This is a genomic window from Streptomyces pseudovenezuelae, from assembly GCF_001513955.1.
GTDB lineage: Bacteria > Actinomycetota > Actinomycetes > Streptomycetales > Streptomycetaceae > Streptomyces > Streptomyces pseudovenezuelae.
On the sequence record NZ_KQ948146.1, the window covers coordinates 488,632 to 513,267 of the forward strand.

General features: G+C 71.1%; 20 protein-coding genes. 7 read left to right on the top strand and 13 right to left on the bottom strand.

The genetic code is table 11. The features are described 5' to 3' along the window. Positions 1-2 precede the first annotated feature (2 nt). Positions 3-1,289: an ABC transporter substrate-binding protein gene (locus tag AQI94_RS14320; protein WP_031036414.1), complete on the bottom strand. Its 1,287-nt coding sequence runs from the start codon at positions 1,287-1,289 to the stop codon at positions 3-5. Between the two features lie 220 nt (positions 1,290-1,509). On the opposite strand from AQI94_RS14320, the gene AQI94_RS14325 reads away from it, so the two are divergent. Beyond that, positions 1,510-2,532, top strand: a complete 1,023-nt coding sequence (locus AQI94_RS14325; protein WP_051831873.1) for a LacI family DNA-binding transcriptional regulator — start codon at positions 1,510-1,512, stop codon at positions 2,530-2,532. Between the two features lie 168 nt (positions 2,533-2,700). Here AQI94_RS14325 and AQI94_RS14330 read toward each other — a convergent pair whose 3' ends face one another. Both AQI94_RS14330 and AQI94_RS14335 read right to left on the bottom strand, forming a co-directional pair. Then, positions 2,701-4,233, bottom strand: coding sequence for an alpha-L-fucosidase (locus AQI94_RS14330; RefSeq protein WP_031036417.1), 1,533 nt, complete (start codon positions 4,231-4,233; stop codon positions 2,701-2,703). Positions 4,234-4,245: 12 nt separating this feature from the next. Further along, positions 4,246-6,066 (bottom strand): family 20 glycosylhydrolase, encoded by a 1,821-nt coding sequence (locus AQI94_RS14335; protein WP_031036419.1) that lies wholly within the window; start codon positions 6,064-6,066, stop codon positions 4,246-4,248. A gap of 249 nt (positions 6,067-6,315) precedes the next feature. Here AQI94_RS14335 and AQI94_RS14340 point away from each other — a divergent pair, with 249 nt between their 5' ends. Then, positions 6,316-7,659 (top strand): amidase, encoded by a 1,344-nt coding sequence (locus tag AQI94_RS14340; protein WP_031036421.1) that lies wholly within the window; start codon positions 6,316-6,318, stop codon positions 7,657-7,659. A 1-nt stretch (position 7,660) separates the two neighbouring features. On the opposite strand, the gene AQI94_RS14345 is transcribed toward AQI94_RS14340, so the two are convergent. Both AQI94_RS14345 and AQI94_RS43945 read right to left on the bottom strand, forming a co-directional pair. Continuing rightward, positions 7,661-8,152 carry a GNAT family N-acetyltransferase gene (locus tag AQI94_RS14345; RefSeq protein WP_031036423.1) on the bottom strand — a complete coding sequence of 164 codons (492 nt, stop codon included), beginning with the start codon at positions 8,150-8,152 and terminating at the stop codon, positions 7,661-7,663. 51 nt (positions 8,153-8,203) lie between these two features. Beyond that, entirely contained in the window at positions 8,204-8,377 is a 174-nt protein-coding gene (locus tag AQI94_RS43945; protein ID WP_007386357.1) for a hypothetical protein, read from the bottom strand. Positions 8,378-8,844: 467 nt separating this feature from the next. Between AQI94_RS43945 and AQI94_RS14350 the strand changes: the two genes are divergently transcribed. Both AQI94_RS14350 and AQI94_RS14355 read left to right on the top strand, forming a co-directional pair. Continuing rightward, positions 8,845-9,195 carry a hypothetical protein gene (locus tag AQI94_RS14350; protein WP_031036426.1) on the top strand — a complete coding sequence of 117 codons (351 nt, stop codon included), beginning with the start codon at positions 8,845-8,847 and terminating at the stop codon, positions 9,193-9,195. Positions 9,196-9,220: 25 nt separating this feature from the next. Beyond that, positions 9,221-10,012: an SDR family oxidoreductase gene (locus AQI94_RS14355; protein WP_031036428.1), complete on the top strand. Its 792-nt coding sequence runs from the start codon at positions 9,221-9,223 to the stop codon at positions 10,010-10,012. A gap of 23 nt (positions 10,013-10,035) precedes the next feature. On the opposite strand, the gene AQI94_RS14360 is transcribed toward AQI94_RS14355, so the two are convergent. The 4 genes from AQI94_RS14360 to AQI94_RS14375 all read right to left on the bottom strand — a co-directional run bounded on the left by AQI94_RS14360 (position 10,036) and on the right by AQI94_RS14375 (position 16,078). Continuing rightward, complete coding sequence (locus AQI94_RS14360) at positions 10,036-10,266, bottom strand: hypothetical protein (protein WP_031036431.1); 231 nt, start codon at positions 10,264-10,266, stop codon at positions 10,036-10,038. A 95-nt stretch (positions 10,267-10,361) separates the two neighbouring features. Further along, complete coding sequence (locus AQI94_RS14365; RefSeq protein WP_031036438.1) at positions 10,362-11,882, bottom strand: SDR family NAD(P)-dependent oxidoreductase; 1,521 nt, start codon at positions 11,880-11,882, stop codon at positions 10,362-10,364. 104 nt (positions 11,883-11,986) lie between these two features. Further along, a complete protein-coding gene (locus AQI94_RS14370; protein WP_031036441.1) occupies positions 11,987-13,315 on the bottom strand; it encodes a wax ester/triacylglycerol synthase family O-acyltransferase in 1,329 nt (442 codons plus the stop codon). Between the two features lie 159 nt (positions 13,316-13,474). Further along, positions 13,475-16,078, bottom strand: coding sequence for a PA14 domain-containing protein (locus tag AQI94_RS14375; protein ID WP_225890189.1), 2,604 nt, complete (start codon positions 16,076-16,078; stop codon positions 13,475-13,477). Between the two features lie 161 nt (positions 16,079-16,239). On the opposite strand from AQI94_RS14375, the gene AQI94_RS14380 reads away from it, so the two are divergent. Further along, entirely contained in the window at positions 16,240-16,623 is a 384-nt protein-coding gene (locus tag AQI94_RS14380; protein WP_031036447.1) for a cupin domain-containing protein, read from the top strand. A gap of 6 nt (positions 16,624-16,629) precedes the next feature. Here AQI94_RS14380 and glgC read toward each other — a convergent pair whose 3' ends face one another. The 3 genes from glgC to AQI94_RS14395 are packed head-to-tail and all read right to left on the bottom strand — an operon-like array spanning position 16,630 to position 19,841. Next, positions 16,630-17,850 (bottom strand): glucose-1-phosphate adenylyltransferase, encoded by a 1,221-nt coding sequence (gene glgC / locus AQI94_RS14385; protein ID WP_031036450.1) that lies wholly within the window; start codon positions 17,848-17,850, stop codon positions 16,630-16,632. A gap of 53 nt (positions 17,851-17,903) precedes the next feature. Beyond that, complete coding sequence (glgA, locus tag AQI94_RS14390) at positions 17,904-19,055, bottom strand: glycogen synthase (RefSeq protein WP_031036458.1); 1,152 nt, start codon at positions 19,053-19,055, stop codon at positions 17,904-17,906. A gap of 39 nt (positions 19,056-19,094) precedes the next feature. Next, entirely contained in the window at positions 19,095-19,841 is a 747-nt protein-coding gene (locus AQI94_RS14395) for a (2Fe-2S)-binding protein (protein WP_031036461.1), read from the bottom strand. A 210-nt stretch (positions 19,842-20,051) separates the two neighbouring features. On the opposite strand from AQI94_RS14395, the gene AQI94_RS14400 reads away from it, so the two are divergent. Then, on the top strand, positions 20,052-21,182 hold the full coding sequence (locus AQI94_RS14400; RefSeq protein WP_031036465.1) for a DMT family transporter: 1,131 nt from the start codon (positions 20,052-20,054) through the stop codon (positions 21,180-21,182). On the opposite strand, the gene AQI94_RS14405 is transcribed toward AQI94_RS14400, so the two are convergent. Then, entirely contained in the window at positions 21,172-22,296 is a 1,125-nt protein-coding gene (locus tag AQI94_RS14405) for a transglycosylase family protein (RefSeq protein ID WP_031036467.1), read from the bottom strand. The genes AQI94_RS14400 and AQI94_RS14405 overlap by 11 nt on opposite strands. A 266-nt stretch (positions 22,297-22,562) precedes the next feature. On the opposite strand from AQI94_RS14405, the gene gndA reads away from it, so the two are divergent. After that, a complete protein-coding gene (gene gndA / locus AQI94_RS14410) occupies positions 22,563-24,002 on the top strand; it encodes an NADP-dependent phosphogluconate dehydrogenase (protein ID WP_031036468.1) in 1,440 nt (479 codons plus the stop codon). Positions 24,003-24,636: the final 634 nt, after the last annotated feature.

The window sequence follows — 24,636 nt, forward strand, 5'->3', positions numbered from 1 at the left end:
GACTATCCCTGCTGCTGGAGCAGGGTGTCACAGGCCTTGACAGCGTTGTCGAGAGCTTCCTTCGGGCTCTCCTTGCCCTGCAACGCCTTGGCGACCTCGTTGCGCAGGGCCGTCTTCATCTGCTCGCTGAACAGCACGGGCGTGTAGTTGACCGCGCTCTTCAGGGACTTGGCGGCGGCGATCCGGACCCGCGTCTCGTCCGTCCCGTCCTCCTTGGTGAAGTACGGGTCGTCCAGCGATCCCGCGGTGCTCGGGAAGATGGCGACCTTTTTCGCGAAGGACATCTGGTGCTCGGCGTCGGTGACGTAGTGCGCGAAGGCGACGGAGGCGGCCTTCTTCTTGGTCTGCGCGTTGACCATCACGCCCATCACGTACATGTTGACGTGTCCGGTGCTGGTGATCTGGTCGGTGATGCCGATGTTCCGGTACAGGTTCGGCGCCTGCTTCTTGAAGTTGCCGAGGTCCAGGGCGCTGCCGGGGTTCATGGCGACGGCCCCGGTGAGGAACTTCTTGCCGGACGACTCGGGGGTGGCGGTCAGCGCCTGCGGGTCGAGCGCCTTGGCGTCGTACAACTCCTTGTACTTGGTGAGCAGTTCGACCCCCTTGGCGTCGTTGAACGCGAAGGCGGTGCCCTCGGAGTTCATGAGCGGGACGCCGTAGCGGCCGAAGTCCTCGACGGTGGGCACGTTGGCGAGGGTGGCGACCTTGCCGTCGCTCTTCTTCGCCAGTTCGAGCGCGTCGGTGAAGAGTTCGTCATAGGTCTTCGGCGGCTGGTCGGGGTCGATCCCGGCCTCCTCGAAGAGGGACTTGTTGTAGAAGAGCGGGCCGGTGTTGAGGTACCAGGGGAAGGCGTACGTGCCGCTCATGCCCGGTATCCGGTGGCTGGCCCAGGCGCCGTCCAGGTACTCCTTCCTGTACTGTCCGGCCGCCTTGTCGAGGTCGAGCGCGAGGCCGGCCTTGGCGAGGGGGGCGACCAGGTCCGGGGACACGTTGACGACGTCGGGCAGGGTGCCGCCCGCGGCATCGGCGCTGATCTTGTCGGCGTAGCCCTCGGCGGGCTGGTCGATCCACTTCACGTCGGTGCTGGGGTACTTCTTCTCGAAGTCGGCGATCAGGCCCTCGAAGTAGTCCTTGAAATTCGCCCTGAGGTTCCAGGTCTGGAAGGTGATGTCGCCCTCGATCTTGCCGGAGGCGTCACTCGAACCGCTGTCGTCGCCGGAGCCGCAGCCGCTCAGCGGCAGGACGACACAGACGGCGGCGGCAGCGAGGGTTCTGCGGGAAATGGGCACGGCGAACCGTTCTCCTTCGCGGCGGAGGTGGCCAACGACGGAGACCCTGCACGCCTCCCCGCGGGCCCGTCAATGCATCTCGCACAGCTAATGTGTTTAGTGACTAATGCGTATTAGGTTGACGCCACTGAACCGCATTAGTACATTCTGCGCGGACCAACCGTCGCGGAAAGGGGGAAAGAGCGTGTCAGGCAAGCGGTCACCTGTCCGCAGGCCCACGATGAAGGACATCGCGCGGCGGGCCGGGGTCTCCCAGAGCGCGGTCTCCTTCGCGCTGAACGGCCGGCCCGGGGTCTCCGAGGACACCCGCGACCGGGTACGGCAGGTCGCCGAGGAACTCGGCTGGCGCCCCAGCACCGCGGCCCGCGCGCTGTCCGGCGAGGGCGCCGCCACGGTGGGCTTCGTCCTCGCCCGCCCCGCCGAGACGCTCGGCGTCGACTCCTTCTTCCTCCAGCTCGTCTCGGGGATACAGGAGGTGCTGGCGGAGCGTCACCTCGGCCTGCTGTTCCAGGTGGTGGAGGACGTCGAGGACGAGTGCGCGGTGTACCGGCGCTGGTGGGCCGAGCACCGGGTGGACGGCGTACTGGTGGTGGACCCCCGGACCGACGACCCCCGCACCGGGGTTCTCGACGAACTGGGCCTGCCCGGCGTGGTGATCGGCGGCGCCCCCGACGAACGCCATCCCGGGCTGTCGACCGTCTGGGCGGACGACGCGGGCGCGATGGCCGCGGTCGTGGACGAGCTGTACGCGCTGGGCCACCGGCGGATCGTCCACATCGCGGGCCTGCCGGGGCTCGCCCACACCGAGCGCCGCATCCGCACCCTGCGCGCGGAGGCCGAGCGGCGCGGGCTGACCGCGGTGAAATCGGTGACCACCGACTACTCCGACGCGGAGGGCGCGGCCGTGACCCGCCGGGTCCTTGAGGCGTCCGCCCCGCCTACCGCGCTGATCTACGACAACGACGTGATGGCCCTCGCCGGAGTCGCCACCGCGACCGAACTGGGCCGCTCGGTCCCCGCGGACGTGTCGGTGGTGGCCTGGGAGGACTCGGCGCTGTGCCGCATGGTCAAGCCCTGGCTGTCGGCCCTGTCCCGGGACAGCGTGGAGTTCGGCCGCACGGCGGCCACCGAACTGACCGCGCTGCTGGACGGCGGCCCGGCCCGGACCGTACGGGTGCCGGTGCCCCGGTTGATCGTGCGGGACAGCACGGCGGCCGCGCGCACCGCGCGCCCGCCACGGTGAGCCGTCCGGTCGGATCGGGCGGAGGAGCAGGGCGGTCGGGCGAGGAAGCGGATGCGAGCGGCTCCCCCGGCCGGGAACAGGACCTCATGCCCTTCGGCCGGTCGCTGCCCCGGTGACTGAAGGGGCCACCCGACCGCCCGCGATCCGGTGGCCCGGCCCCCGGCCCCCTCAGACCTCGGATCGGTACAACCCGAACTCCGCCACCCGTACGGCACTTCGGGACCGTGTCACCCTCAGCCGCCATCTCCGGGCCCGCACCGGAGACGGCAGCAGCAGGATGCGGCTCGCGCCGATCGTCCCGGCGGCCGCGACCTCGGTCCAGGTGCCGTCGCGGAAGGCCTCAACGACGAAGTCCTCCACCTGCTGACCGTGCCGGATGTCCTCCGCGAGGCGGACCCGGTCCACCTCCCGCTCGTGGCCCAGGTCCAGGGTGACCCGGCCCGGTGCCGTGGTCCGGTGCGCGCCCCGCGCAAGGTCGCGGGGCAGCTCGCGGTCGACGCGCTCACGGAACTCCCGCAGCCGGACGACGTCCGTGGGGTGCAGCAGGCCGTCGGTGTCCGGCGGGACGTTCAGCAGGAGCACCGCGTTGCGGCCCACCGAGCCGAAGAAGATCTCCGTCAAGTAGTCGACGGACTTGGGCTGTTGGTCGGCGTGGTAGAACCAGCCGTCGCGGATGGAGACATCGCACTCGGCGGGCCACCACTGGAGGTGGTCCGTCGCGGGCTGCGCCTTCACCAGGGCGGCGCGGCTGCCCTCGTCGGGTGTGTCGTACGACAGCGCCCAGTCGGTGCGGCCGTACTGGTTCTCCTTGACCGGGATCACGCTCCACTCGTCCTCGCGTGCGATGCCGCTCTCGTTGCCGACCCAGCGCAGGTCGGGGCCGGTGACGGCGATCGCCGCGTCCGGGGCGAGGGACCGTACGAGGGTGTACCAGCTGTCCCAGTCGTAGCTCTCGACCTTGTCGGGCGGGATGTGTCCCTGGGCGCCGTCGAACCACACCTCGTCGACGGGCCCGTACTCGGTGAGCACCTCATACAGGGTGTTGAGCATGTGGGCGCCGTAGTCGGTCGCGGGGAGGGTGAAGGAGCGGTCCGGCGTACGGTCGTCGCCCGCCACGAGGGTCGGGATCGTGCGCGGGGAGCGGGCGCTGCCGTTGGCGTAGACGCCGTGGAGGTACTGGTTCTCGTCGGCCGGTGAGAGGTAGACGCCGACCTTGAGTCCGTGCCGTCGCATCGAGTCGGCGAAGGAGCGCAGGACGTCACCCCGCCCGTCCCGCCAACTGCTCGACGCCACGGTGTGGTCGGTGTAGCGGGAGGGGTAGAGCACGAAGCCGTCGTGGTGCTTGACCGTGAGGATGGCCAGCTTGAAGCCGCCGTCCTTCAGCGCGGCCGCCCACTGGTCGGTGTCGAGGCCGGCCGGCTGGAAGACGTCCGGGTCCTCGTCGCCGGTGCCCCACTCCAGGCCGGTGAAGGTGTTCACGCCGAAGTGCAGGAACGCGGTCCGTTCCAGGCTCTGCCAGGCGATCTGCCGTGCGGTGGGCCGGACTTGGGACGCCTTGCGCACGAGGTCGGCCTCGGTGTCGTCCGGCGAGACGGGGATGCGGTAGCAGCCGTCACCGTCGAGGGCGGCCGCCCGGCCCGGAACGCCGGTCACGGCAAGGCCGGCCGCGGCGGTGACGAAGAGGCGTCTGGAGACGGTCATGGGGGGGGCTCCTCAGCTCAAGTGCCAGACTGTGGGGGTGCGTTGGTCGGCCGGGTCCTGCACGATCCGGCCGTCGTCCGTGACCGTGAGCGCCATCCGGGTGATCGCGTTGACGAGTCGGTGGCCGCCCGGCGCGGGCTCCAGCTCCCAGCGCTGCAGGGTGTTCGTCGGGTCGCAGGTGTCCCAGGTCGCCTCGACGCCGGGCTGGAGCGGCACGTTGAGCGTGAGCTTGCCGCCGCTGATCGCGAGGCAGCCGGCCGCCGACCGGAGGGTCACATAGCCGTCCGCCGTGCGCTGCACCGAGGCCGTGAAGGACCGCCCGAAGGTGTACGTCCCGTCCGCCACCGGCACCCGGGTCAGGTCCCGCCAACCGGGCGCGTGCCCGACAGCGGTACCGCGTTCCGCGAACTCCGTGTAGCTCGCGTCGGGATGCGGATCGCCCCAGGTGGCCTGGGCGACGTGCCGCAGGGCGGGCCAGAGCCGCACGGCGACCTCGTTCTCGGTCTCACCGCGTCCGTTGTCCGGCCACAGGCTGATCTTCGCGCCCGTGACCCCGTGGGAGGAGGCCAGCCGCTCGCCCTCGAAGCTGCGCGGGTCCCACTTCTGGTCGTACAGCGACTCGGTGTCGCTGTGGAAGCCGCCGCGGATCAGGTAGAGCGAGTAGGCGGAGTTCATCACCGAGTAGCCCTGCGCGATGAGCCCGCTCGGCTTGACCGCGACGTTCAGCCAGTGCTCGACCGTGGTGTCGGTGTTCACCGGCACGGTGTTGGCGCCGGTCAGCCCGTCGTTCCAGATGCGCAGCCCGATGCCCTTGCTCGCCGCGTGGTCGTGGACGCGGTTGACGAAGTCGACGAAGGCGTCCTGCGGGGTCGCGTCCGGACCGTACTTCTGCCGGGCGTACTTGAGGATCTGCGGGTACTTGGCGAAGTCGGAGCCGAGCATGTACTCGTCGGCGCCCATGTGCCAGGACTTCGCCGTGAAGACCTGGGCGTACTCGTCCATCAGGCCCGTGTAGTAGTCGAAGGCCGCCTGCTGGGTGATGTCGAGACGTGAGGGCTGCTTGGCGCCGTCGGAGTCGGTCAGCTGGAGGTCCGGGCGGTTCTCGATCCACGGGTCGATGTGCCCCGGGGAGTTGATCTCGGGGATGATCTCGACGTGGTACTTGTCGCCGAGGGCGACGAGCTGCCGTATCTCGTCCTTGGTGTAGTAGCCCCAGCTGTTGGCCTCGGGGTGGGCGTCGCTCTTGACCTTCAGCTCGACGAGCAGCTGGTTGAGCTTGTTGTAGGCCATCTCGCGGACGAGGTTCTCCAGCCAGGGCAGCGAGATGTGGATGTAGCAGGCGCACACACCCACACCGCGTTCCTTGTAGCGCGGCACGTCGACCGTGCGTCCGGCCGGGATCCGGTCGTCCTGCGCGAGGAGCTGGAGCAGGGTACGCGTGCCGTGGAAGGCGCCGGTCTCGGTCGCCCCGGTGATGGACAGGCGGCTGCCGGCGTGGAGTTCGTAGCCCTCGGCGCCGAGGGAGGTCCGCGAGGACCTGATGTCGACAACGATGTCACCGGTCCGGGCTCCACCGCGCACGACGGGCACCGTGCCATGGCCGGCCGCCCGCAGATCGCCCGCCAGCGTGTCGGCGACCCGGCGTTCGGCCGGGCCGTCCGCGACCAGCCGGGCCCCTGACCGAAAGGCGTAGGCACCCGACTCCGGAGTCCAGCGGGTCAGGGCGGGCACGGTGACCGGCGCCCGCTGGTCCGGACGGGCCACCGCCGGAACGGGTGCCAGGAGCAGCACCAGCAGTGCCATGACGGCGGCGAATCCCAGCCGTTTCCTCATGAGCGACTCCCTATTCATCGGACGGCTGATGATTGAGGTCGTCAGATGCACTGTCAACGGTGTGAAAACAGTCGAGAGTTGAGACAGAGATCGGATGACCTGCTGGTCGATGCCCTTCTCCCGGCCTCGCTCCTCGCGAAAAGTCCAAGAAGACCGGTCCGAATGTCCAAGCGCGAGCGCTCTCGACGTGCGGTCCGGCTCCGGGCAGAGTTCTCCCTACGTACTCGCGAGTAGCCCCGAGGAGCGCACGTGACCAGCTGGGTCGGCCGTACCGCCGCCGAGATCGCCGCCGCCGTCCGCGAGAAGCGGGCCACGCCCCGGGAGGTGGTGGCCGAGCACCTCGCCCGGATCGAGAAGCTCGACGGGCGGATCGGGGCGTTCCGGGTGGTGCGCGCCGAGGCGGCACTGGCGGAGGCCGACGAGGTGGGCTCCCGGGGTGATCTCGGTGAACTGCCCCTGGCCGGGGTGCCCGTGGCCGTCAAGGACAACCTCGCGGTGCGCGGTGAGACCAACCGGGTCGGTTCCGTCGCGACCCCGGACTCGCCCGCAGAGGCCGACCACGAGGTCGTGGCCCGGCTGCGGGCCGCGGGCGCGGTGGTCGTGGGGCTGACGAACGTGCCGGAGCTGTGCGTCTTCGGCACCACGGAGGGCGTGCACGGCACCTCCCGCAACCCGTGGGACACCTCGCGCACGGCGGGCGGCTCGTCCGGTGGCAGCGCGGCCGCGGTCGCCGCGGGGCTGGTCCCGATCGCCCTCGGCAACGACGGCATGGGCTCCCTGCGCATCCCCGCGGCCAACTGCGGGCTCGTCACACTGAAGCCCGGGTCGGGAGTGGTACCGGCCGGCATCAGCGACGGCGACTGGTTCGGCATGTCCGAGAACGGCCCCCTGGCGACCACGGTCGAGGACGCGCGGCTGCTGCTCTCGGTCCTCGCCGGCACCGAGTTCGTACGACGGGACACTCCCGCCACCCTCGACATCGCCGTGTCCCTGCGCAGCCCGCTCGCCGGGGTCACGATCAGCGCGCCGTACACGCACGCGGTCCGCGAGGCGGCCGGACTGCTGATCAAGGCGGGGCATCAGGTGCGGCGCGCCGACCCGCCGTACCCGCTCTCGCTGGGCGTCACGTCCCTGGCCACCTGGACGGCGGGTACCTCGGTGGACGCCCAGGGACTCGACCCCCGTCTCCTGGCCCGGCGCACCCGGGTGCACGCGGCGATCGGCCGGCGCTTCGTCAAGGCCGTGCGGACGGGCAGGGCACGGGAGGAGCTGCGCGAGCGCCTGGAGCCGTTCTTCGCCGAGCACGACGTGCTGGTGCTGCCTGCGCTGGCCCGCCGCTCGCCCAAGGCCGAGGCCTGGCACGAGCGGGGCTGGCTGCGCAACGTCCTCGTCAACACCAACTACTCGCCCCTGACCCCGCCGTGGAACCTCACCGGCTGGCCGGCCATGTCGGTCCCGTTCGGCACCCTGCCCTCGGGCGCGCCCACCGCCGTGCAACTGGTGGCCCGGCCGGGTTCGGAGGCGCTGCTGCTGGAGGTGGCGGAGGAGCTGGAGCGGCGGCAGCCGTGGCGGCGGACGGCGCCGCTCGACTGAACTACCGGTCCTGGAGGGCCTTGTACATGATGTGCAGGCCGACCAGCCCGTGCCGGGGGTGCTCGAAGGCCTCCGGCACGGTGCCGAGGATCGTGAAGCCGAGCGAGGTCCACAGCCGCACGGCCGGGTTGGTCTCCACGACGGCGTTGAACACCATGCCCCGGTAGCCGTCGGCCGTGGCGGCGGCCAGGATGTGCTCGGCCAGGGCCCGGCCGTAGCCGCGGCCGCCGCGGTCGGGGTCGACCATGAAGCCGGCGTTGGCGATCCGGGCGGCGGGGCCGCCGTAGTTGGGGGTGACGTAGGCCGAGGCGACGAGGTCGCCGCTCTCGTCCTCGACGACGTGGACGCGCTTGGCCGGGTTCATCCACAGGGCGCGCGCTGCTTCTTCGGAGGTGTCGGGGTCCCAGGCGTAGGTCTCGCCCGCGGCCACGATCCGGTGCCAGAACGGCCAGATCCGCGGCCAGTCGTCGGCCGCGGCTTCTCTGATCAGCATGGGCGTGAGTCTCGCACGCCCATGCCGTCGGCGATCGCGAAGGTCCTGCGGTCAGTCCACGCTGGGCAGGATGTGGGGCTCGGCGAGGTCGTCCTCGTAGCCCGCGAGACGGATGGGGGCTGAGCGCGCCCACACGTCGAGACTGCCGATGTCCCCAGGCCGTCGGCCCGCTCGCTCCGGGCGTTCCTTGGGGCGTTGCTCGCGATTCGTCTTTTCCGGTGTCACCGCGCACTCCTTATGTGTCGGGCTCACCCTCGGGACGGGTACCTGTCAACCTACGGTCCGGCGCCTGACGTCCGCTCGGGTCTGGGTCGAGTTCGGGTTCGGACGCGGTGGCGCCGGCAACTCAGGTGAGAGCAAACCGTGGTGACCGGCTTGTCCCGGGACGGACTGTGGGTGTGGGTGGGACCCCGTACTGCCGTCCGTCGGCTACAGATTAACCAGATGAGCGGGGGGCCGCTCGATAGGGGCTGAAAACAAGGTGTAACCATTGCAATTCACTGTGGCTTCTCCGGCCTAGTTTGGCCTGATTTGTTCCTTGAAGCCCCTTTCTGAAGTCACCCGTTCGGCCTACGGCTCGACCGAGCCTCCGAGCCATCGGGGTCGCGCAGTTCAAGTCCCGTTGGCCGGTTCGCAAGGCACCCATGATCTGCTGACCCACGGCAACGGCCGGCCGGCGGGAGGTCTGACGTATGGAACTGCGCAGTGTCGACGAGCTGATGGATCTGCTGCACGCCTGCGGCAGCGAACACGCCCTGCGGACCGCCGCGCTGCTGCGTCGCAGCCGGCCGGCCGACAAGGAACTCCAGGTGGCGGGCCTGGTGATGGGCACCGGACAGGCGGCCGAGGTCGTCCGCACCCTGCTCGGCGAACGGGTCTGCCGCCTGCTGCGCCGGCGCGGCCCCGCCGACGACGAAGAGCTGCTGCGCCTGGCGGCCGAGGAGAGCCTGACGGCCCGGTTCAACGCCGGTGTCCTGGAGGACTGGCGTGCCGTCCTGGAGCTGGTGGCCGCACGCAACTCCCGCCTGGAGTCTGTCGACTGACGGTCCGTCATGAGACGGTACGGCGATGACGTCGTCGTACGGACTGCACGGCAGGGCCGCCCTGGTGACCGGCGGCACCCGCGGGATCGGGCGCGAGGTGGCTCGGCAACTGGCCGACGCCGGCGCGCTGGTGTGCGTCACGGCGAGGAACCGGGAGGACGTGCGGCGGACCGCCAGCGAGCTCGGCGGTGTCGGACTCGCGGGCAGCGTCGCCGATCCCGCCCATCCGCGTGCCCTCGTGGACCTCGCCCTGCACGAGTTCGGCCGCCTGGACATCGTGGTCAACAACGCGGCGACGAATCAGCCGTACGGCCCCCTCGTGGACGTGGATCCGCATGCCTGGCGCGAGGCCTTCACCGTCAATGTCGAGGCGCCGCTGCGGCTGGTGCAGCAGGCGTGGCGAGGATGGATGCGCGAGCACGGCGGGTCGGTGGTCAACGTCTGCACGGAGGGCGCCGGGCACGTCGGCCCGAACGTCGGCGCGTACGGCACCAGCAAGGCGGCGCTGCTGCACCTCACCCAGCAGCTGGCGGGCGAGCTGGCGCCGAAGGTGCGGGTCAACTCCGTCTCGCCCGGACTCGTCAGGACGGAGATGGCCCGGTTCGTGTGGGAGAAGGGTCCCGTCGAGCTGCCGCTGGGGCGTGTCGGCGAGCCCGAGGACATCGCGCGGGCCGTGGTGTGGCTCGTGTCCGACGCGGCCGAGTGGATCACCGGGGCCGACCTCCTGGTGGACGGGGGCACCCGGGTGCGGGCGGCGCAGCCGGGCGGGTACGCGGTGCACGACCGGCTGCGGTCGCACGCCCCGCCGCCCTCATGAGGACGTCGGCCCCTATGACGACGTCACGGGAACAGGGCGATGCCCATGAGGACGATCAGGCACGCGAAGACGACGAACGCGATCATGCCCCAGCTCCAGGGGTGCCTGATCGGGTCGGAGGCACCGCCTCGGGGCCGGTCCTCGGGGAGCTCGCGGTGGACCGGACGGTCGCTCGCGTAGAACTCCTCGTCGGTCGGGTAGTGGTTGCGCGGATCGTTGAAGGCGCGCGGATCGATGCTGTGTGGACGTGCCATGACAACTCCTGGCGGGGGAGGCTCCCGGACCCCCGGGTTCCCCCTCGGCGGCGACCCACACGCCGGGCCGCCGGCCGGAGGTCAGGTCCGCTGACTCACCACTTGCCGGGAGCGTAGTCCTTCAGGAAGACCCCGTACACGTCCTCGCCGTCCTCGCCGCGCACGATCGGGTCGTAGACCCGGGCCGCGCCGTCGACCAGGTCGAGGGGGGCGTGGAAGCCCTCCTCGGCGAGGCGGAGCTTGTCGTAGTGGGGGCGCTCGTCGGTGATCCAGCCGGTGTCGACCGAGGTCATGAGGATGCCGTCGGTCTGGAACATCTCCTGGGCGCTGGTCCGCGTGACCATGTTCATGGCGGCCTTGGCGGCGTTGGTGTTGGGGTGGCCCGCGCCCTTGTAGCCGCGGCCGAAGACACCCTCCATCGCGGAGACGTTGACGACGTAGGAGCGGCCGCTCCCGGCCTTCTTCGCGGCGTCGGCCATGGCCGGACGCAGGGCGCTGATCAGGATGAACGGTGCCGTGTAGTTGCACAGCTGGGTTTCGAGGAGCTCCACCGGGGAGATCTGCTCGATGGTCTGGACCCAGGTGTTGCTGTCGACGACGTCGGGGACCAGGCCGCCCGCGTCGATGGCGGTGCCGTCGAGGTGCCGGGCCACACTGGCGTTGCCGGCGACCAGGGCGAGGTCGGCCACCTGCTGCGCGTCCATGCCGGAGATCCCCGCGGGCAGCGAGGCGAGGCCGTCGACCGCGCCGGAGCCGAAGGCGCCGATGACGTGGTGGGCGGGGAGTTCCCCGGCGGGCAGCGGGGCGCTCTCGCCGTCGACCAGGGCGGCATAGGCGGAGGGCAGCCGGCGTACGGTCTGCGTCGCGTTGTTGACGAGGATGTCGAGCGGGCCCGCCTCGGCGACCTGCTCGGCGAGCGCCACCGCCTGCGCGGGGTCGCGCAGGTCGATGCCGACGACCTCCAGGCGGTGCAGCCAGTCCCCGGAGTCGTCCATGGCCTTGAAGCGGCGGATGGCGTCCTTCGGGAACCGGGTGGTGATCGTGGTGTGCGCGCCGTCCCGCAGCAGCCTCAGCGCGATGTACATGCCGATCTTGGCGCGGCCGCCGGTGAGCAGGGCCCGCTTGCCGGTGAGGTCGGCGCGGGCGTCGCGCTTGCCGCGGTTCAGGCGGGCGCAGTCCGGACAGAGCTGGTGGTAGAAGTAGTCGACCTCGACGAACCGGGTCTTGCAGGTGTAGCAGGAGCGCGGGCGCTGGAGTATCCCCGCGATCCGGCCCTCCTCGGTGACGGAGGACGGCAGGATGCCTTCGGTCTCGTCGTCGATGCGCTGGGCGGAACCGGTCGCGGTCGCTTCCGTGACCGCCTTGTCGTGGGCGGTCTTGGCGGCCCGGCGCTCCTGCCTGCGGCGCTGCTTCACCGTGCGGTAGACCCCGGCGGTGGCCCGGCGCACGGCGATCGCGTCGGGGTGGTCGACCTCCAGCTTCTCGAGCTCGTCGAGCACGCCGAGGCAGACGGCCAGCCGCTCCGGGTCGATGCCGGGGCCGTATACGACCTCGTCCCCGGGCTCGCGCACGACCTCGTCCATGGTCGTCGCCGAACCGTCCTCTGTCACCGTCATCGCGCTGCCGCTTCCCTGGGTCACCCGTGCGGCGCTGTGCCGCGTCCGCTGTCGAACGCGAAATTTTACTTCAGCGCCGGGGCCCGTCCGCAAACCGGAAACGATCAAGAACCGCAGGCGACCAGCAGTTCCTTCACCTCCTCGGTCAGCGCTTGGGACAGCAGGTCCAGGTCGGGCACCGCTTCCCCGTCGGCGACCAGGCCGTAGTGGACCTGTCCCCGGTAGGTCGAGATGGCCACCGCCAGGGACTGGCCGCGGGCGAGCGGGGCGAACGGGTAGACCTCGGTGACCGGGTTGCCGCCCAGCTTCAGGCCGACGCCGGGCAGCGGGACGCTGGTGACGAGGATGTCGAACCACAGGCGGGCGCCCTGACCGGCCAGGGGTCCGCCGAGGCGGTGGCCGAGGGCCGGGACGTGGTCGGCGAGCAGGGCGACCGCTCCCGCTCCCCGGTTCGGGCCCGCGTCCTTGTTGCGGTCCATGGCCGTGCGGACCGTGTCGAGGCGGCCCAGCGGGTCGGGGTCGTCGACCGGAAGTGTCATCAGGTACCCGGAGAGCCGGTTGCCCTGCGGGTGCGCGGTGCGCGGACGGCGCCGGGAGACGGGGATCAGGGCCCGGGGTGCCACGCCCTCGCTGCCGTCGCCGCGCTCGTCCAGCCAGCGGCGCAGGGCGCCCGCGACGACCGCGATCAGGACGTCGTTGACGGTGCCGCCCCGGCTCTTGCGGATGTGGTGCACGTCGTCTAGATCGACGACGACTCCGGCGGTGCGCCGGGTACCGCTCGGCTCGGAGGTGAGGGCGCCGCAGGGACGCGCGCCCATGGAGGAGAGCGCGACGGAGGCGCCGATGTCGAGGGCGCGGCCCAGGTCGGAGACGGCGCCCCGGACGAGCCCGGGCAGTTTGCGCACGTCCGGGAACACGCCCTTCGCGGGCTCCTCGGGGCGTGGCCTGCGTGCGGGCAGGTCCATCGGGTCCAGGACGGCGGCGGCGAGCGTCAGGGCCCGCAGTCCGTCGGCCAGGGCGTGGTGGAACTTGAAGAGCACGGCGAAGGAGACGCCGTCCTCCCCCGGCAGCACGTGCGCCTCCCAGGGCGGGCGTTCACGGTCCAGCGGCCGCTGCATGAGCCGGCCGGCCTCGGCGTGGAAGTCCGCGGTGGGGGCGTGCAGCAGGACGTGCCGCAGCGGGTCGAAGTCGGGATCGGGGACGCGGGCGGCTCCCCCGAAGGCGTACGGGAAGCCGAGCGGCCACACGTCCCTGATCCGCATCCGCAGACCGGGGACGGCGGCCGCCCGGCCCGCGAGCAGGTCGGCCGCGTGGGCGCCGGCGGTGGGCGAGTGCGCCGTGAAGACACCGAGCGCCCCCAGGTGCATCGGGTGCTCGGCGGACTCCATGTTCCAGAACGCCAGGTCGAGAGGGGCCAGCAGGTCAGAAGTCAATGGCTTGCCTCGCGTCGACAACAGGTGGGCCAGCAGTCAATCGCCCCACGGCGATTACGGTCAAGTACGATCAAGCTACGCACAGTTAACAGCAGATTAAGTCCCGCCCCCAGTGAAAGGGGCGGGACACATGGTGCGGATGGGCTCACCCGTAGGTGCTCAGCACCCCGCCGGAGTCGCCCGGGAGGCGTCCCGGATGAGGGCCTGGTGTGCGGCCCTGACCCGTTCGGCGTCCGGTTTCAGGACCGTGCGGTCGTAGGTGAGCAGCCCGTTCAGCTCACCCTCGACGTCCGAGATCTGGGTGTAGACGGCCGCGTTGCCGCCGCGGCAGGCCAGGGCCCGCACCTCGTCGAGCCTGGCCAGATAGTCGTCCGTGTAGGTCGCCGGGTCGACGTCGACGTACGACTGCTGGACCGACCAGGCGTGTCCGGGGACCGCCAGGCCGAGGCCGCCGTACTCACCGCTGACCAGGGCACGTCTGCCGTCCGGGTGAGGCGGCAGGGCGGGACTGGGATAGCCGTGCTCGTCCATGATGTCGCCGGCGTTGCCGTCGGCGCCGAGGTTGAGTCCCGACTGGTTGTTGACCAGACGGGTCGGGTCCCAGGCCTTGGCCTGCTCGGCGATCCGGCCGACGTCGTACTGCCCCCAGCCCTCGTTGAAGGTCACCCACATGACGACCGACGGACTGCTGATGTGTTCGTCGATCATCTGTTTCATCTCGCGCTCGTACTCCGCGCGGGCGGCCGGGCCCGGATTCACCCCCGCGGTCATGGCGGGCATGTCCTGCCACACCATCAGGCCCAGCCGGTCGGCCCAGTAGAACCAGCGGTCGGGCTCGACCTTGATGTGCTTGCGCACCGCGTTGAAGCCGAGCTGCTTGTGGACCCTGAGGTCGTACGCGAGGGCCTCGTCGGTGGGTGCGGTGTGCAGGCCGTCGGGCCAGAAGCCCTGGTCGAGGGTGGCCATCATGAAGACCGGCTGACCGTTGAGGACCGTGCGCGGGGTGCCGTTCACGTTCTCGACGGCGATGGAGCGCATCCCGAAGTAGCTGCCGACGCGGTCGGCGCCGACGGTCACCTTCAGGCCGTACAGGAACGGGTCGTCGGGCGACCACAGGCGCGGCTCGGCGATGCTCAGGGAGAGGGGCTCACCGGTCCGGCCGCGGGCGGTGGCGACCTTCCGTTTTCCGTCGTACGCCGTCGCCGTGACCGGTACGCCGTCGCGGACGCCCTGCGCCTCGACGGTCAGCCGGCCGGCGGAGACGTCGGGGGTCAGTTTGAGGGAGTCGACGTGGTCGGGGGCGACGGGTTCCATCCAGACGGTCTGCCAGATGCCGGAGGAGGGGGTGTACCAGATGCCGCTGGGGTCGAGGCGCTGCTTGCCGAGGGGCGGGTTCTCGGCGCCCGCCGCGTCGGTGGGGTCGTACACGCCGACGATCAGTTCCTGGGTGCGGCCGGGTTTCAGCGCGTCGGTGATGTCGGCGCTGAACTTGTCGTAGCCGCCGGTGTGTTCGGCGACCCTGGTCCCGTTGACGTACACCTCGGACCGCCAGTCGACGGCCCCGAAGTTGAGCCGCAGGCGCTTGCCGGAGCCGATGCGCCAGTCGGCCGGGACGGTGAAGGTGCGGCGGTACCACATGCGGTCCTCGTGCCGTTCCAGGCCGGAGAGCCGGGACTCGACCGGGTACGGGACGAGGATGCGCTCGGCCAGATCGCGGCCGACCGGCGGCTGTTCGCCCGGCTCGGCGGCGGCGAACTGCCAGCGCCCGTTGAGGTTTTGCCACGCGTCGCGGGTCAACTGCGGCCGGGGGTACTCGGGATGGGCGTTGCCGGGGCCCACCTGGTCGGCCCACCGCGTGCGCAGCTCGTACGTCGAGCGGTTGGGGCCGCTGCTCCAGAAGGCGTTGACAACGTTGCCGTCCGCGCCGGTGAGCCCGCCTTCGCCGTCGTAGCGGAGATCGGCGGTGCCGCGCGCGGTGCCGGCCTTGTTGCCCACGACGGGTTCGGCGAGGGCGACGAGCAGCGCCCGGGGGTCCCGCGGGTCCTGTCTCGCGGCGCCGAGGGGCCACTTGGCGCCGCCGATCACCGCCTGGAGGTGGTCGGTGAGGCCGGCCGGGGGCGCGGCGAGCGGCTGGGCGAAGTCGAGCTTGAGGGTGCGGCCGGTGCCGAGGACGGTGGTCGCGATCGGGCCGTCGTAGTCGTAGCCGTCGGGGAGCCGGAACGCCGACTGCGGTACGGCCTCCTTGGTGCCGCCGGGCCGCACCCAGCGCAGGTGGAGGTTGGAGCCGCCGTAGTGCTCGAAGTACTCGACCTTGACGTCGTAGGACTGTCCGGCGGTCAACTCGACCGGCTGGGCGGTCTGTTCGATGTCCCAGTCGTCGACCCAGTGGTCGATCAGGAGCTGTCCGCCGATCCACAGACGGAAGCCGTTGTCGCCGGTGACGGAGAAGGTGTGGGGGCCGGACGCCGTCGGTACGAGCCTGCCGGTCCAGCGGACGCTGACGTCGTCCGAGCGGCCGGTCGCGGCGGCGAGCCGGGGTTCGAGGGTGTCGAAGTCGAGGTTCGGGTCGAAGGTGGTGGCCTTGAGCTCATGGAAGTCGAAGGCGCCGGGGGCGGACTGGGTCCAGTACTCGCCCTTGAGTCCGCGGGCCTCGACGGGGTCGTCGGCCAGGGCGGGCGCCGCGGTCAGACCGGCGAGCCCGAGGAGGGCGGCGACCAGTAACGCCAGCCGGTCTCTGAGGCGGGTGAGGTGCCTGCTGTGCACAGAAGCCTCCATAACAACGTTGTCATGGGCAGGAGTTGGCATGACAACACGGATTCCGACTTCCGTCCAGGGACATGACAAGTCTGCAGCGCGTGCCGTCGCCGGGGCGCACGCGGACAATGGGCACTACACCCCTCCCCTGCCGGAAGAAGGCGACGGAGATGCCGAAGGTTTCCCGCGACACGACCACCCAGGGCGGCGACTACGGGGCGGTGGTCGACCGCTCCGAGGAGTTCGGCGACTACACGGTCGACTTCCTGACCTTCCGCGAGGACGTCGACCACCGCCCCCTGCTCAAGGGGCTGCCCGACGACCGCTGCCAGTGCCCGCACTGGGGCTACGTCTTCAGGGGGGAACTCACCTTCCACTACTCGGACCACGACGAGACCTACCACGAGGGCGACGCGTTCTACGCGCCCGCGGGGCATATACCCGTCCACACCGAACCGGGCAGCGAATACCTCCAGATCAGCCCCTCGGACGAGCTGCGCCGGACCGGCGAGGTGATCATGAAGAACTTCCAGTCCCTGCGTGAACAGGGCTGACGGGCTTCAGGACACCAGCTGCCCCTTCCCGAGCGCGATCACCCCACCCTTGGACACGGTGTACAGCTCCGCGTCCCGCTCCGGGTTGACACCGATCGTGGCGCCCGGCGGGACCTCGACGTTCTTGTCGAGGACGGCACCGCGGACCACCGCGCCCCGGCCGATCTTGACGTTGTCGTGCAGGACCGAGCCCTGCACGACGGCCCCCGGGTCGACCAGCACGCCCGGTGACAGCACGGACCGGCTGACCTGGCCGCGGATCAGGCAGCCCGCGCTGATGATGGACTCGCTGGCGATGCCGCCCGCGTTGAAACGGGCCGGGGACAGCTGGCCCGAGTGGGTGTAGACGGGCCACTGCCGGTTGTAGAGGTTGAAGGCGGGGCGCTCGGCGATCAGGTCCATGTGGGCGTCGTAGTAGGCGTCCAGGGTGCCGACGTCCCGCCAGTAGCCGCGGTCGCGGGTGGTCTCGCCGGGCACGTGGTTGGCACTGAAGTCGTAGAGCTGGGCCTCACCGCGGTCGGTGAGCTGCGGAAGGATCGAACCGCCCATGTCGTGGACGGAGTGCTCGTCCTCGGAGTCCCGCTGGAGCGCCTCGATCAGGGCCTTGGTGGTGAAGATGTAGTTGCCCATCGAGGCGAACACGGACTCCGGGTCGTCCGCGAGCCCGGGCGGGTCGGCGGGCTTCTCCAGGAAGCGCTCCACCGTGAGGCCGTCCGAGCCCGGGGATATCACCCCGAAGGACGGGGACTCGGAGCGCGGGACACGGATGCCGGCCACCGTGACGCCCGCACCGGACTCGATGTGCTGCGCGAGCATCTGGCGCGGGTCCATGCGGTACACGTGGTCGGCGCCGAACACCGCCACGTACTCCGGCCGCTCGTCGTAGATCAGGTTCAGGGACTGCAGGATCGCGTCGGCGCTGCCGAGGTACCAGTGCGGCCCGAGGCGCTGCTGGGCGGGCACCGGAGTGATGTAGTTGCCGAGCAGGCTCGACATCCGCCAGGTGGTCGTGATGTGCCGGTCCAGCGAGTGCGACTTGTACTGCGTGAGTACGCAGATGCGCAGAATGTCACCATTGACCAGATTGGACAGGACGAAGTCGACCAGACGGTACGTCCCTCCGAAGGTGACCGCCGGTTTGGCGCGATCAGTGGTCAGGGGCATGAGGCGTTTGCCTTCTCCGCCCGCGAGTACGATGCCGAGCACCGAAGGTCCGCCACGACGCATGGCCGCTCCCCTCACCTGGTTTGTGACCCATGCTTGCCCTTGTCAGGGGCTCGCTACGCCTGTTTGACGATCTCCTCGTACAACCGGACCGTGCGCCGCGCGACCGCGTCCCAGCCGAACTCCTCCACTGCGCGCCGCCGTCCCGCCTCGCCCATCCGCCGTGCCGTGGCCGGATCGCCGATCACCGAGTCGAGTGCCCCCGCGAGGGCCGTCTCGAACCCGTCGTCCACGGTCACGAGCAGTCCGGTCCTGCCGTCGTCCACGACCTCGGGGATACCGCCGACCCGCGAGGCCACCACGGGGGTCCCGCAGGCCATCGCCTCCAGGTTGACGATACCGAGGGGTTCGTACACCGAGGGGCAGACGAACACCGCGGCATGGGTGAGCAGCTGGATCACCTCGGGGCGCGGCAGCATCTGCGGGATCCAGTGCACGCCCTCGCGGACCCGGCTCAGCTCCTCGAAGAGCTCGCGGAACTCCCGGTCGATCTCCGGAGTGTCCGGCGCGCCCGCGCACAGCACGACCTGCGCCGCCGGGTCGATGTCCCGCACCGCGCGCATCAGATGGGGCACGCCCTTCTGGCGGGTGATCCGGCCGACGAACAGCACGAACGGGCGGTCCCGGTCCAGGCCGATCCGGTCCAGCACCTCGGTCCCGTGGTCGGGCCGGTACAGGGTGGTGTCGATGCCGTTGTGCACGATGTGGACCTTGGCCGGATCCAGCGCCGGATAGCAGCCGAGGATGTCCTCGCGCATGGCTCCCGACACGGCGATCACCGCGTCGGCGGTCTCGATCGCGGTGCGCTCGGCCCAGCTCGACAGCGCGTACCCGCCGCCGAGCTGCTCGGCCTTCCAGGGGCGCAGCGGCTCCAGGGAGTGGGCGGTCATCACGTGCGGGATGCCGTGCAGCAGCTTGCCCAGGTGGCCGGCGAGGTTGGCGTACCAGGTGTGCGAGTGGACCAGCTCACGGCCTTCGAGGCCCGCGGCCATGGACAGGTCCACGGAGAACGTGCGCAGCGCGTCGTTGGCGGTGTCCAGCGCGGACCAGGGCCGGTGCCGGACTACACCTTCCGCCCGGCCCTCGCCCCAGCAGTGCACATCCAGGTCGACGAGGGATCTCAACTCCCGGGCGAGGAACTCGACATGGACACCCGCACCGCCGTACACATCCGGCGGGTACTCCCGGGTCAGCAGGCCCACACGCACCCGGAACCCCCTGTCTCGACGGCTGATCGGCTTTCATGGTCACCCAGATGCGCCGCGCGGGGAAGAGCGCGGGGCTCGTGTGAAGCAACAGTCACCGCACACGCCACCCTCCGGCAACCGGTAGTACAGACAGCAGCTGCGGCGGCGGAGCGTGGTGCCGTCGAGCGTGCGGTGGAGCAGGGGGTGGGCGAGGAGTCCCGCCGTGAGGTCGCGGACGGGCGCGGAGACGTCCGGACGCCGTTCCAGCAGCTGACGGGCGGCGCCCGTCAGCGCCGATCCGGCATTCCCCCACAGCAGTCCGGTGGCCAGCCGGTACTCGGCGTGCAGCAGCGCCGTCAGCGGTTCGAGATGGCGGTCCAGCACGGCCTCGGTGACGGTCCCGGCATCGCCGGGCAACGCCTCGACGCCGTCCAGCCACAGGTCGTCGGGGGCGCTCGCGTCGGGGTCCCAGCGCAGTCGGTGCGGCGACAGATCGGGGATTCGGCCGTACAGGACCGCGCTGCCGAGCGCCACCGACCACAGCCGGGCCGCGAGACCCTGGTGGGCGATGGAGGCCGCGATCCGGGGCTCGGGGGCCCGCAGGGCCTCGGCGACCTTCCGGACCCGGAAAGTCATGGGATTTCGGTAAACATCCGACCCTCGATGCTCGTAGACTTGTGCGAGGGTCGGCAGCGCCGGGCTCGGTGCGCCGGGAATGCCGCCGATCGTCCGTAGTACGAAGAAGGCGCCGAGCGGTCGCAGCGCCGCGAGTTCCGGGTCCAGGTCCACGACCAGCAGTAGTACCAAGGCCCGTAGGGGTACCCCGCAGGGGGCCCTCCCCCCGTGTCACCCGCCTTGGGGAGGACACGGACCCTTTTGTACTCCATCGGCAGTAGGACCCATTGCCTGCTCAGGGACGACGACGGGAAGAACTTTTCCGGGCATCGTGTTGGTCATGGAAGACGACCGTTCGTCGCGCCGGGCAGCCAGCCCCCGCCTCACGCAGAGGAGCAGCTCATGAGTGCCCTCGCGTTGTCCGTGCTCCTCTCGCTCGTCTCCGCCGTCGCCTACGCGGGCGGAGCGATCGTGCAGGAGCAGGTCGCCGTGTCGCACCCCGACGAGCACTACGCACCCCTGCGCCGGCCGAGCTGGTGGGCGGCTGTCGCGCTGAACGGCCTCGGCGGACTCCTGCACGTGGTGGCGCTCGCCTACGGTCCTCTCAGTCTGGTGCAGCCGCTGGGCGCCCTGACGATCGTGTTCGCGCTGCCGATGGCCGCGCTGTTCGTGGGCCGCCGGGCCGGGGCCACCGCCTGGCGGGGCGCGATCATGGCGACGGTGGGCCTGGCCGGTCTGCTCTCGCTGGTGGGAGCCTCCGACGCGCAGTCCCTGAGCACGCCCCAGCGGGTGTTCGCCGGGCTGGTGACGGCCGCCGCGGTGGTCGCGCTCATGATCGCGGGCCGGGCCGCGCACCGGCACCCGGTGGTGCGCAGTGTGCTGCTCGCGACCGCGTCCGGCATAGCGTTCGGGATGTCCTCCGTGTTCACCAAGACCGTCGCCGTCGACTGGACCGGTGGCGTCAGCGCGGCGGACGTGCCCGCGCTGGCCGCGATCGGCGTCCTGGCCACGGCCGGACTGATGCTGTCGCAGGCCTCCTACCGCGGCGCGGGCCTCGCGGCCCCGCTGGCGACGCTGACCGTCGTGAACCCGGTGGTGGCGGCTGCGGTCGGCATCACGATGTTCGGCGAAACCTTCCGCTACGGCACCACGGGCACCGCGCTCGCCCTGAGCTGCGGGGTGGTGGCGGCGGGCGGCCTGATCCTGCTGACGACCGAGCGCATCCAGCGCACCCACGCCGAGCCGACGGCAGCCGCGGCCCTCGACCACGGGGACGCGTTCGTCCCGGCGCCCGCCGAGGGACCGGCCGATGCCCTGGTGCGCGAGGGCGTGCTCGTCGAGCAGGTCGCGGCCCTGCGGGAGGAACTGCTCCTGCCGGCCCCGGCCGCACCCGGGACGGCGCCGGGTCACGGCCCGTCCGACGAGCTGCCGGCACCGGCCGAGGATCCCCCGGCGTACTACGGCCCCTTCTTCGGCGCCGCGTACATCCCGATGCCGGTCCTCGACCGGCACCGGGCACGGGTCAAATCCTGACGCCGCCGGCCCTGAGATAGGCCATCGGGTCGATGTCGCTGCCGAAGCCGGGCCCCGTCCGCACCTCGAAGTGCAGATGCGGGCCCGAGCTGTTGCCGGTGGAGCCCGAACGCCCGATGCGCTGCCCGCCGCCCACGCTCTGCCCGGCCTTCACGGAGATCGCGGAGAGGTGGGCGTACTGCGTGTAGCGGCCGTCGGCGTGCCGGATCACCACCTGGTAGCCGAAGGAGCCGCCCCACCCCGAGGTGACGACCTTGCCGGCCGCGACCGCCTTCACGGAGGTCCCGGTGGGCACCGGGAAGTCGACGCCGGTGTGGTAGCCCTTCGACCAGGCGGAGCCCGCCTTGTGGTACGGGGTGCCGAGGGAGGCGTTCACGGGGGCGACCAGGCCGGTGTCCGCGGCCTTCTCGGTCTTCTTCCCGGTGTCGGAGGAGCGCTTCTTCGTCGTCGAGGTGTGCTCGGTGGTGGTGGGCGTGGCGGTCGTGGCGCGCAGTTTCAGCCGCTGCCCGGGCAGGATCAGGTCGGGGTCGGCGCCGACGGTCCTGCGGTTGGCGGCGTAGAGCCCCCGCCAGCCGCCCCGGACCTTCTGGGCGTCGGCGATCCCGGAGAGCGAGTCGCCGCGGACCACTGTGTACATCTCGGCGGTGCCGGCCCGCGACTGCGGAGTGGTCTGCGGCTGGACGTCCCGCACGGAGACCGTCTTCTCGGTGCGGGGGTGCACGTCCGGGGTGGAGCCCCCGCGGGTGAGCCCGGCCCGTACCGAGCACGCCGGCCAGGCGCCCGGCCCCTGCCCGTCCAGCACCTTCTCCGCCACGGCGATCTGCTGGTCCTTGGTGGCCAGATCCGCGCGGGCCGCGTAGCGGGTGCCGCCGTACGCCTCCCAGGTGGAGCGGGTGAACTGGAGGCCGCCGTAGTAGCCGTTGCCGGTGTTGATGCTCCAGTTGCTGCTGGACTCGCACGCGGCGACCTTGTTCCAGGTCCCCACGTCGGCCGCGTGGGCGGTGCCGGCGCCGATGAGCGGGACCGCGATGCCCACACCGCCCGCGGTGACGGTGAGCGAGGCGCGGTTGATCCTGTTCGGCTGATACCGGCGATGCCGGCCGCGTACGGCCATGGAGGCCTCCCCCTAGACATGCGTCATGCGTCAGGAGGGGCAAAAGTAAGCGCCGCGAACAGGCCATGACAAGACGGCAACCAGCCGCGTAGGGGCGCGCGCCGGACCGGCGGCTCCCGCTGAACGCAACGAGGCGCCCGAACCGTATCCCTGGTGTGCGGACAGTCCCCCGACAGGCCAGGATGACCGGTGGACGATACTGACCAGCACGACCGGCAGCGATAGACGACCTACGCGATCCACGGGATCTTTTGGGAGCAGGCGGTATGAGCAACACAGCGCAGATCGGTGTCACGGGCCTCGCGGTCATGGGCCGCAACCTGGCCCGCAACTTCGCCCGCAACGGCTATACGGTCGCTCTGCACAACCGGACCGCGTCGCGCACGCACGCCCTGGTCGAGGAGTTCGGGAGCGAGGGCGACTTCATCGCGGCCGAGACCGCGAAGGAGTTCGTGGCGGCCCTGGAGCGGCCGCGCCGTCTGGTCATCATGGTGAAGGCCGGTGAGCCGACCGACGCGGTCATCCAGGAGTTCGCGCCGCTGCTGGAGCCCGGCGACATGATCATCGACGGCGGCAACGCGCACTTCGCGGACACCCGGCGCCGGGAGCGCGAACTGCGCGAGCAGGGCATCCACTTCGTCGGCATGGGCGTCTCCGGCGGCGAGGAGGGCGCGCTCAACGGCCCGAGCATCATGCCGGGTGGCCCGAAGGAGTCGTACGACTCGCTCGGCCCGATGCTGGAGAAGATCTCCGCGAAGGCGGCGGACGGGGCGCCCTGTGTCACGCACGTGGGTCCCGACGGGGCCGGGCACTTCGTGAAGATGGTGCACAACGGCATCGAGTACGCCGACATGCAACTGATCGGTGAGGCCTACCAGTTGCTGCGGGACGTGGCCGGGTACTCCCCCGCGCGGATCGCCGACATCTTCCGCACCTGGAACACCGGCCGCCTGGACTCGTACCTGATCGAGATCACCGCCGAGGTGCTCTCCCATGTGGACGCGGCGACGGGCAAGCCGTTCGTGGACGTGGTGGTGGACCAGGCCGAGCAGAAGGGCACCGGCCGCTGGACCGTCCAGATCGCCCTCGACCTGGGCGTCCCGGTGTCCGGTATCGCGGAGGCGGTCTTCGCCCGCTCCCTGTCCGGCCACGCGGAGCTTCGCGAGGCGTCCCGCGGTCTCGCCGGGCCCAAGGCGTCCCCGCTGTCGGAGTCCGAGGCGGGTGCCTTCGCGGACCGTGTGGAGCAGGCCCTCTACGCCTCGAAGATCGTGTCGTACACCCAGGGCTTCCACGAGATCGCGGCCGCCCGTGAGGAGTACGACTGGGACATCGACCTCGGTGCGGTCTCGGCGATCTGGCGCGGCGGCTGCATCATCCGCGCGGCCTTCCTGGACCGCATCCGCTCCGCCTACGACACGCGCGCCGACCTGCCGAGCCTGCTCTCCGACGACACCTTCGCGCAGGAGATCGCCTCGGCGCAGGACGACTGGCGTGACGTGATCGTCGCGGCGACGCGGCAGGGGGTGCCGGTGCCCGGGTTCTCGGCGGCCCTCGCGTACTACGACGCCCTGCGCGCCGAACGTCTGCCGGCCGCGCTCACCCAGGGCCAGCGGGACTTCTTCGGTGCGCACACGTACCGGCGGACGGACCGCGACGGATCGTTCCACACGCTGTGGGGCGGGGACCGCTCCGAGGTGACCGGCTAGGCATCACGCACGCGGCAGGTATGCCGTACGCGCGGAGGAGGGCCGCCTTCGGGCGACCCTCCTCCTTCGCGTTCGCGCGGTAGGCGCCGACTGGGCAGCACGGTCCCTGCCGGGGCGGCGCGCACGGGTCACCGGGCGGAGGCGGGACCGAATCGGCACGGCCCGGCGTCACGACCACGTGGAGGAGGGCCGATTTTGGGCGACACCTCCTCCTTCGCGTTTACCCGGTCCCCGCGGCGGGCGCCGACCAGGCGACCCGACGGAGGCGGGGTCCGAATCAGCACGGCCCGGCATCAGAACCACGTGGAGGAGGGCCGCCCTCGGGCGGCCCTCCTCCTTCGTGTTCGCGCGGTGCGCGCTGGTCGCGCGGCACGGTGCTGCCGGGGCGTCGCGGGCCGAGCCGGCCTTGCCGCGGTCAGCTCAGCGGTGGCCCCGGTTCCGGGTTCGGGACCGGCTCCGGGCCCGGCGGGATGGGCGACGGGTCGGGAGTCGGGGTCGGGTTCGGGGGTTCCGGGGGCGGGCCCGGCGTGGGTACGGGGCCGGGACCGGGGCCCGGAGTGGGGCCGGGCGGGACGGGGTCGGGGTACGGGTTGGTCATCAGGTCCTCCAGCCAATCGGTCGACGTCGGCTCTGG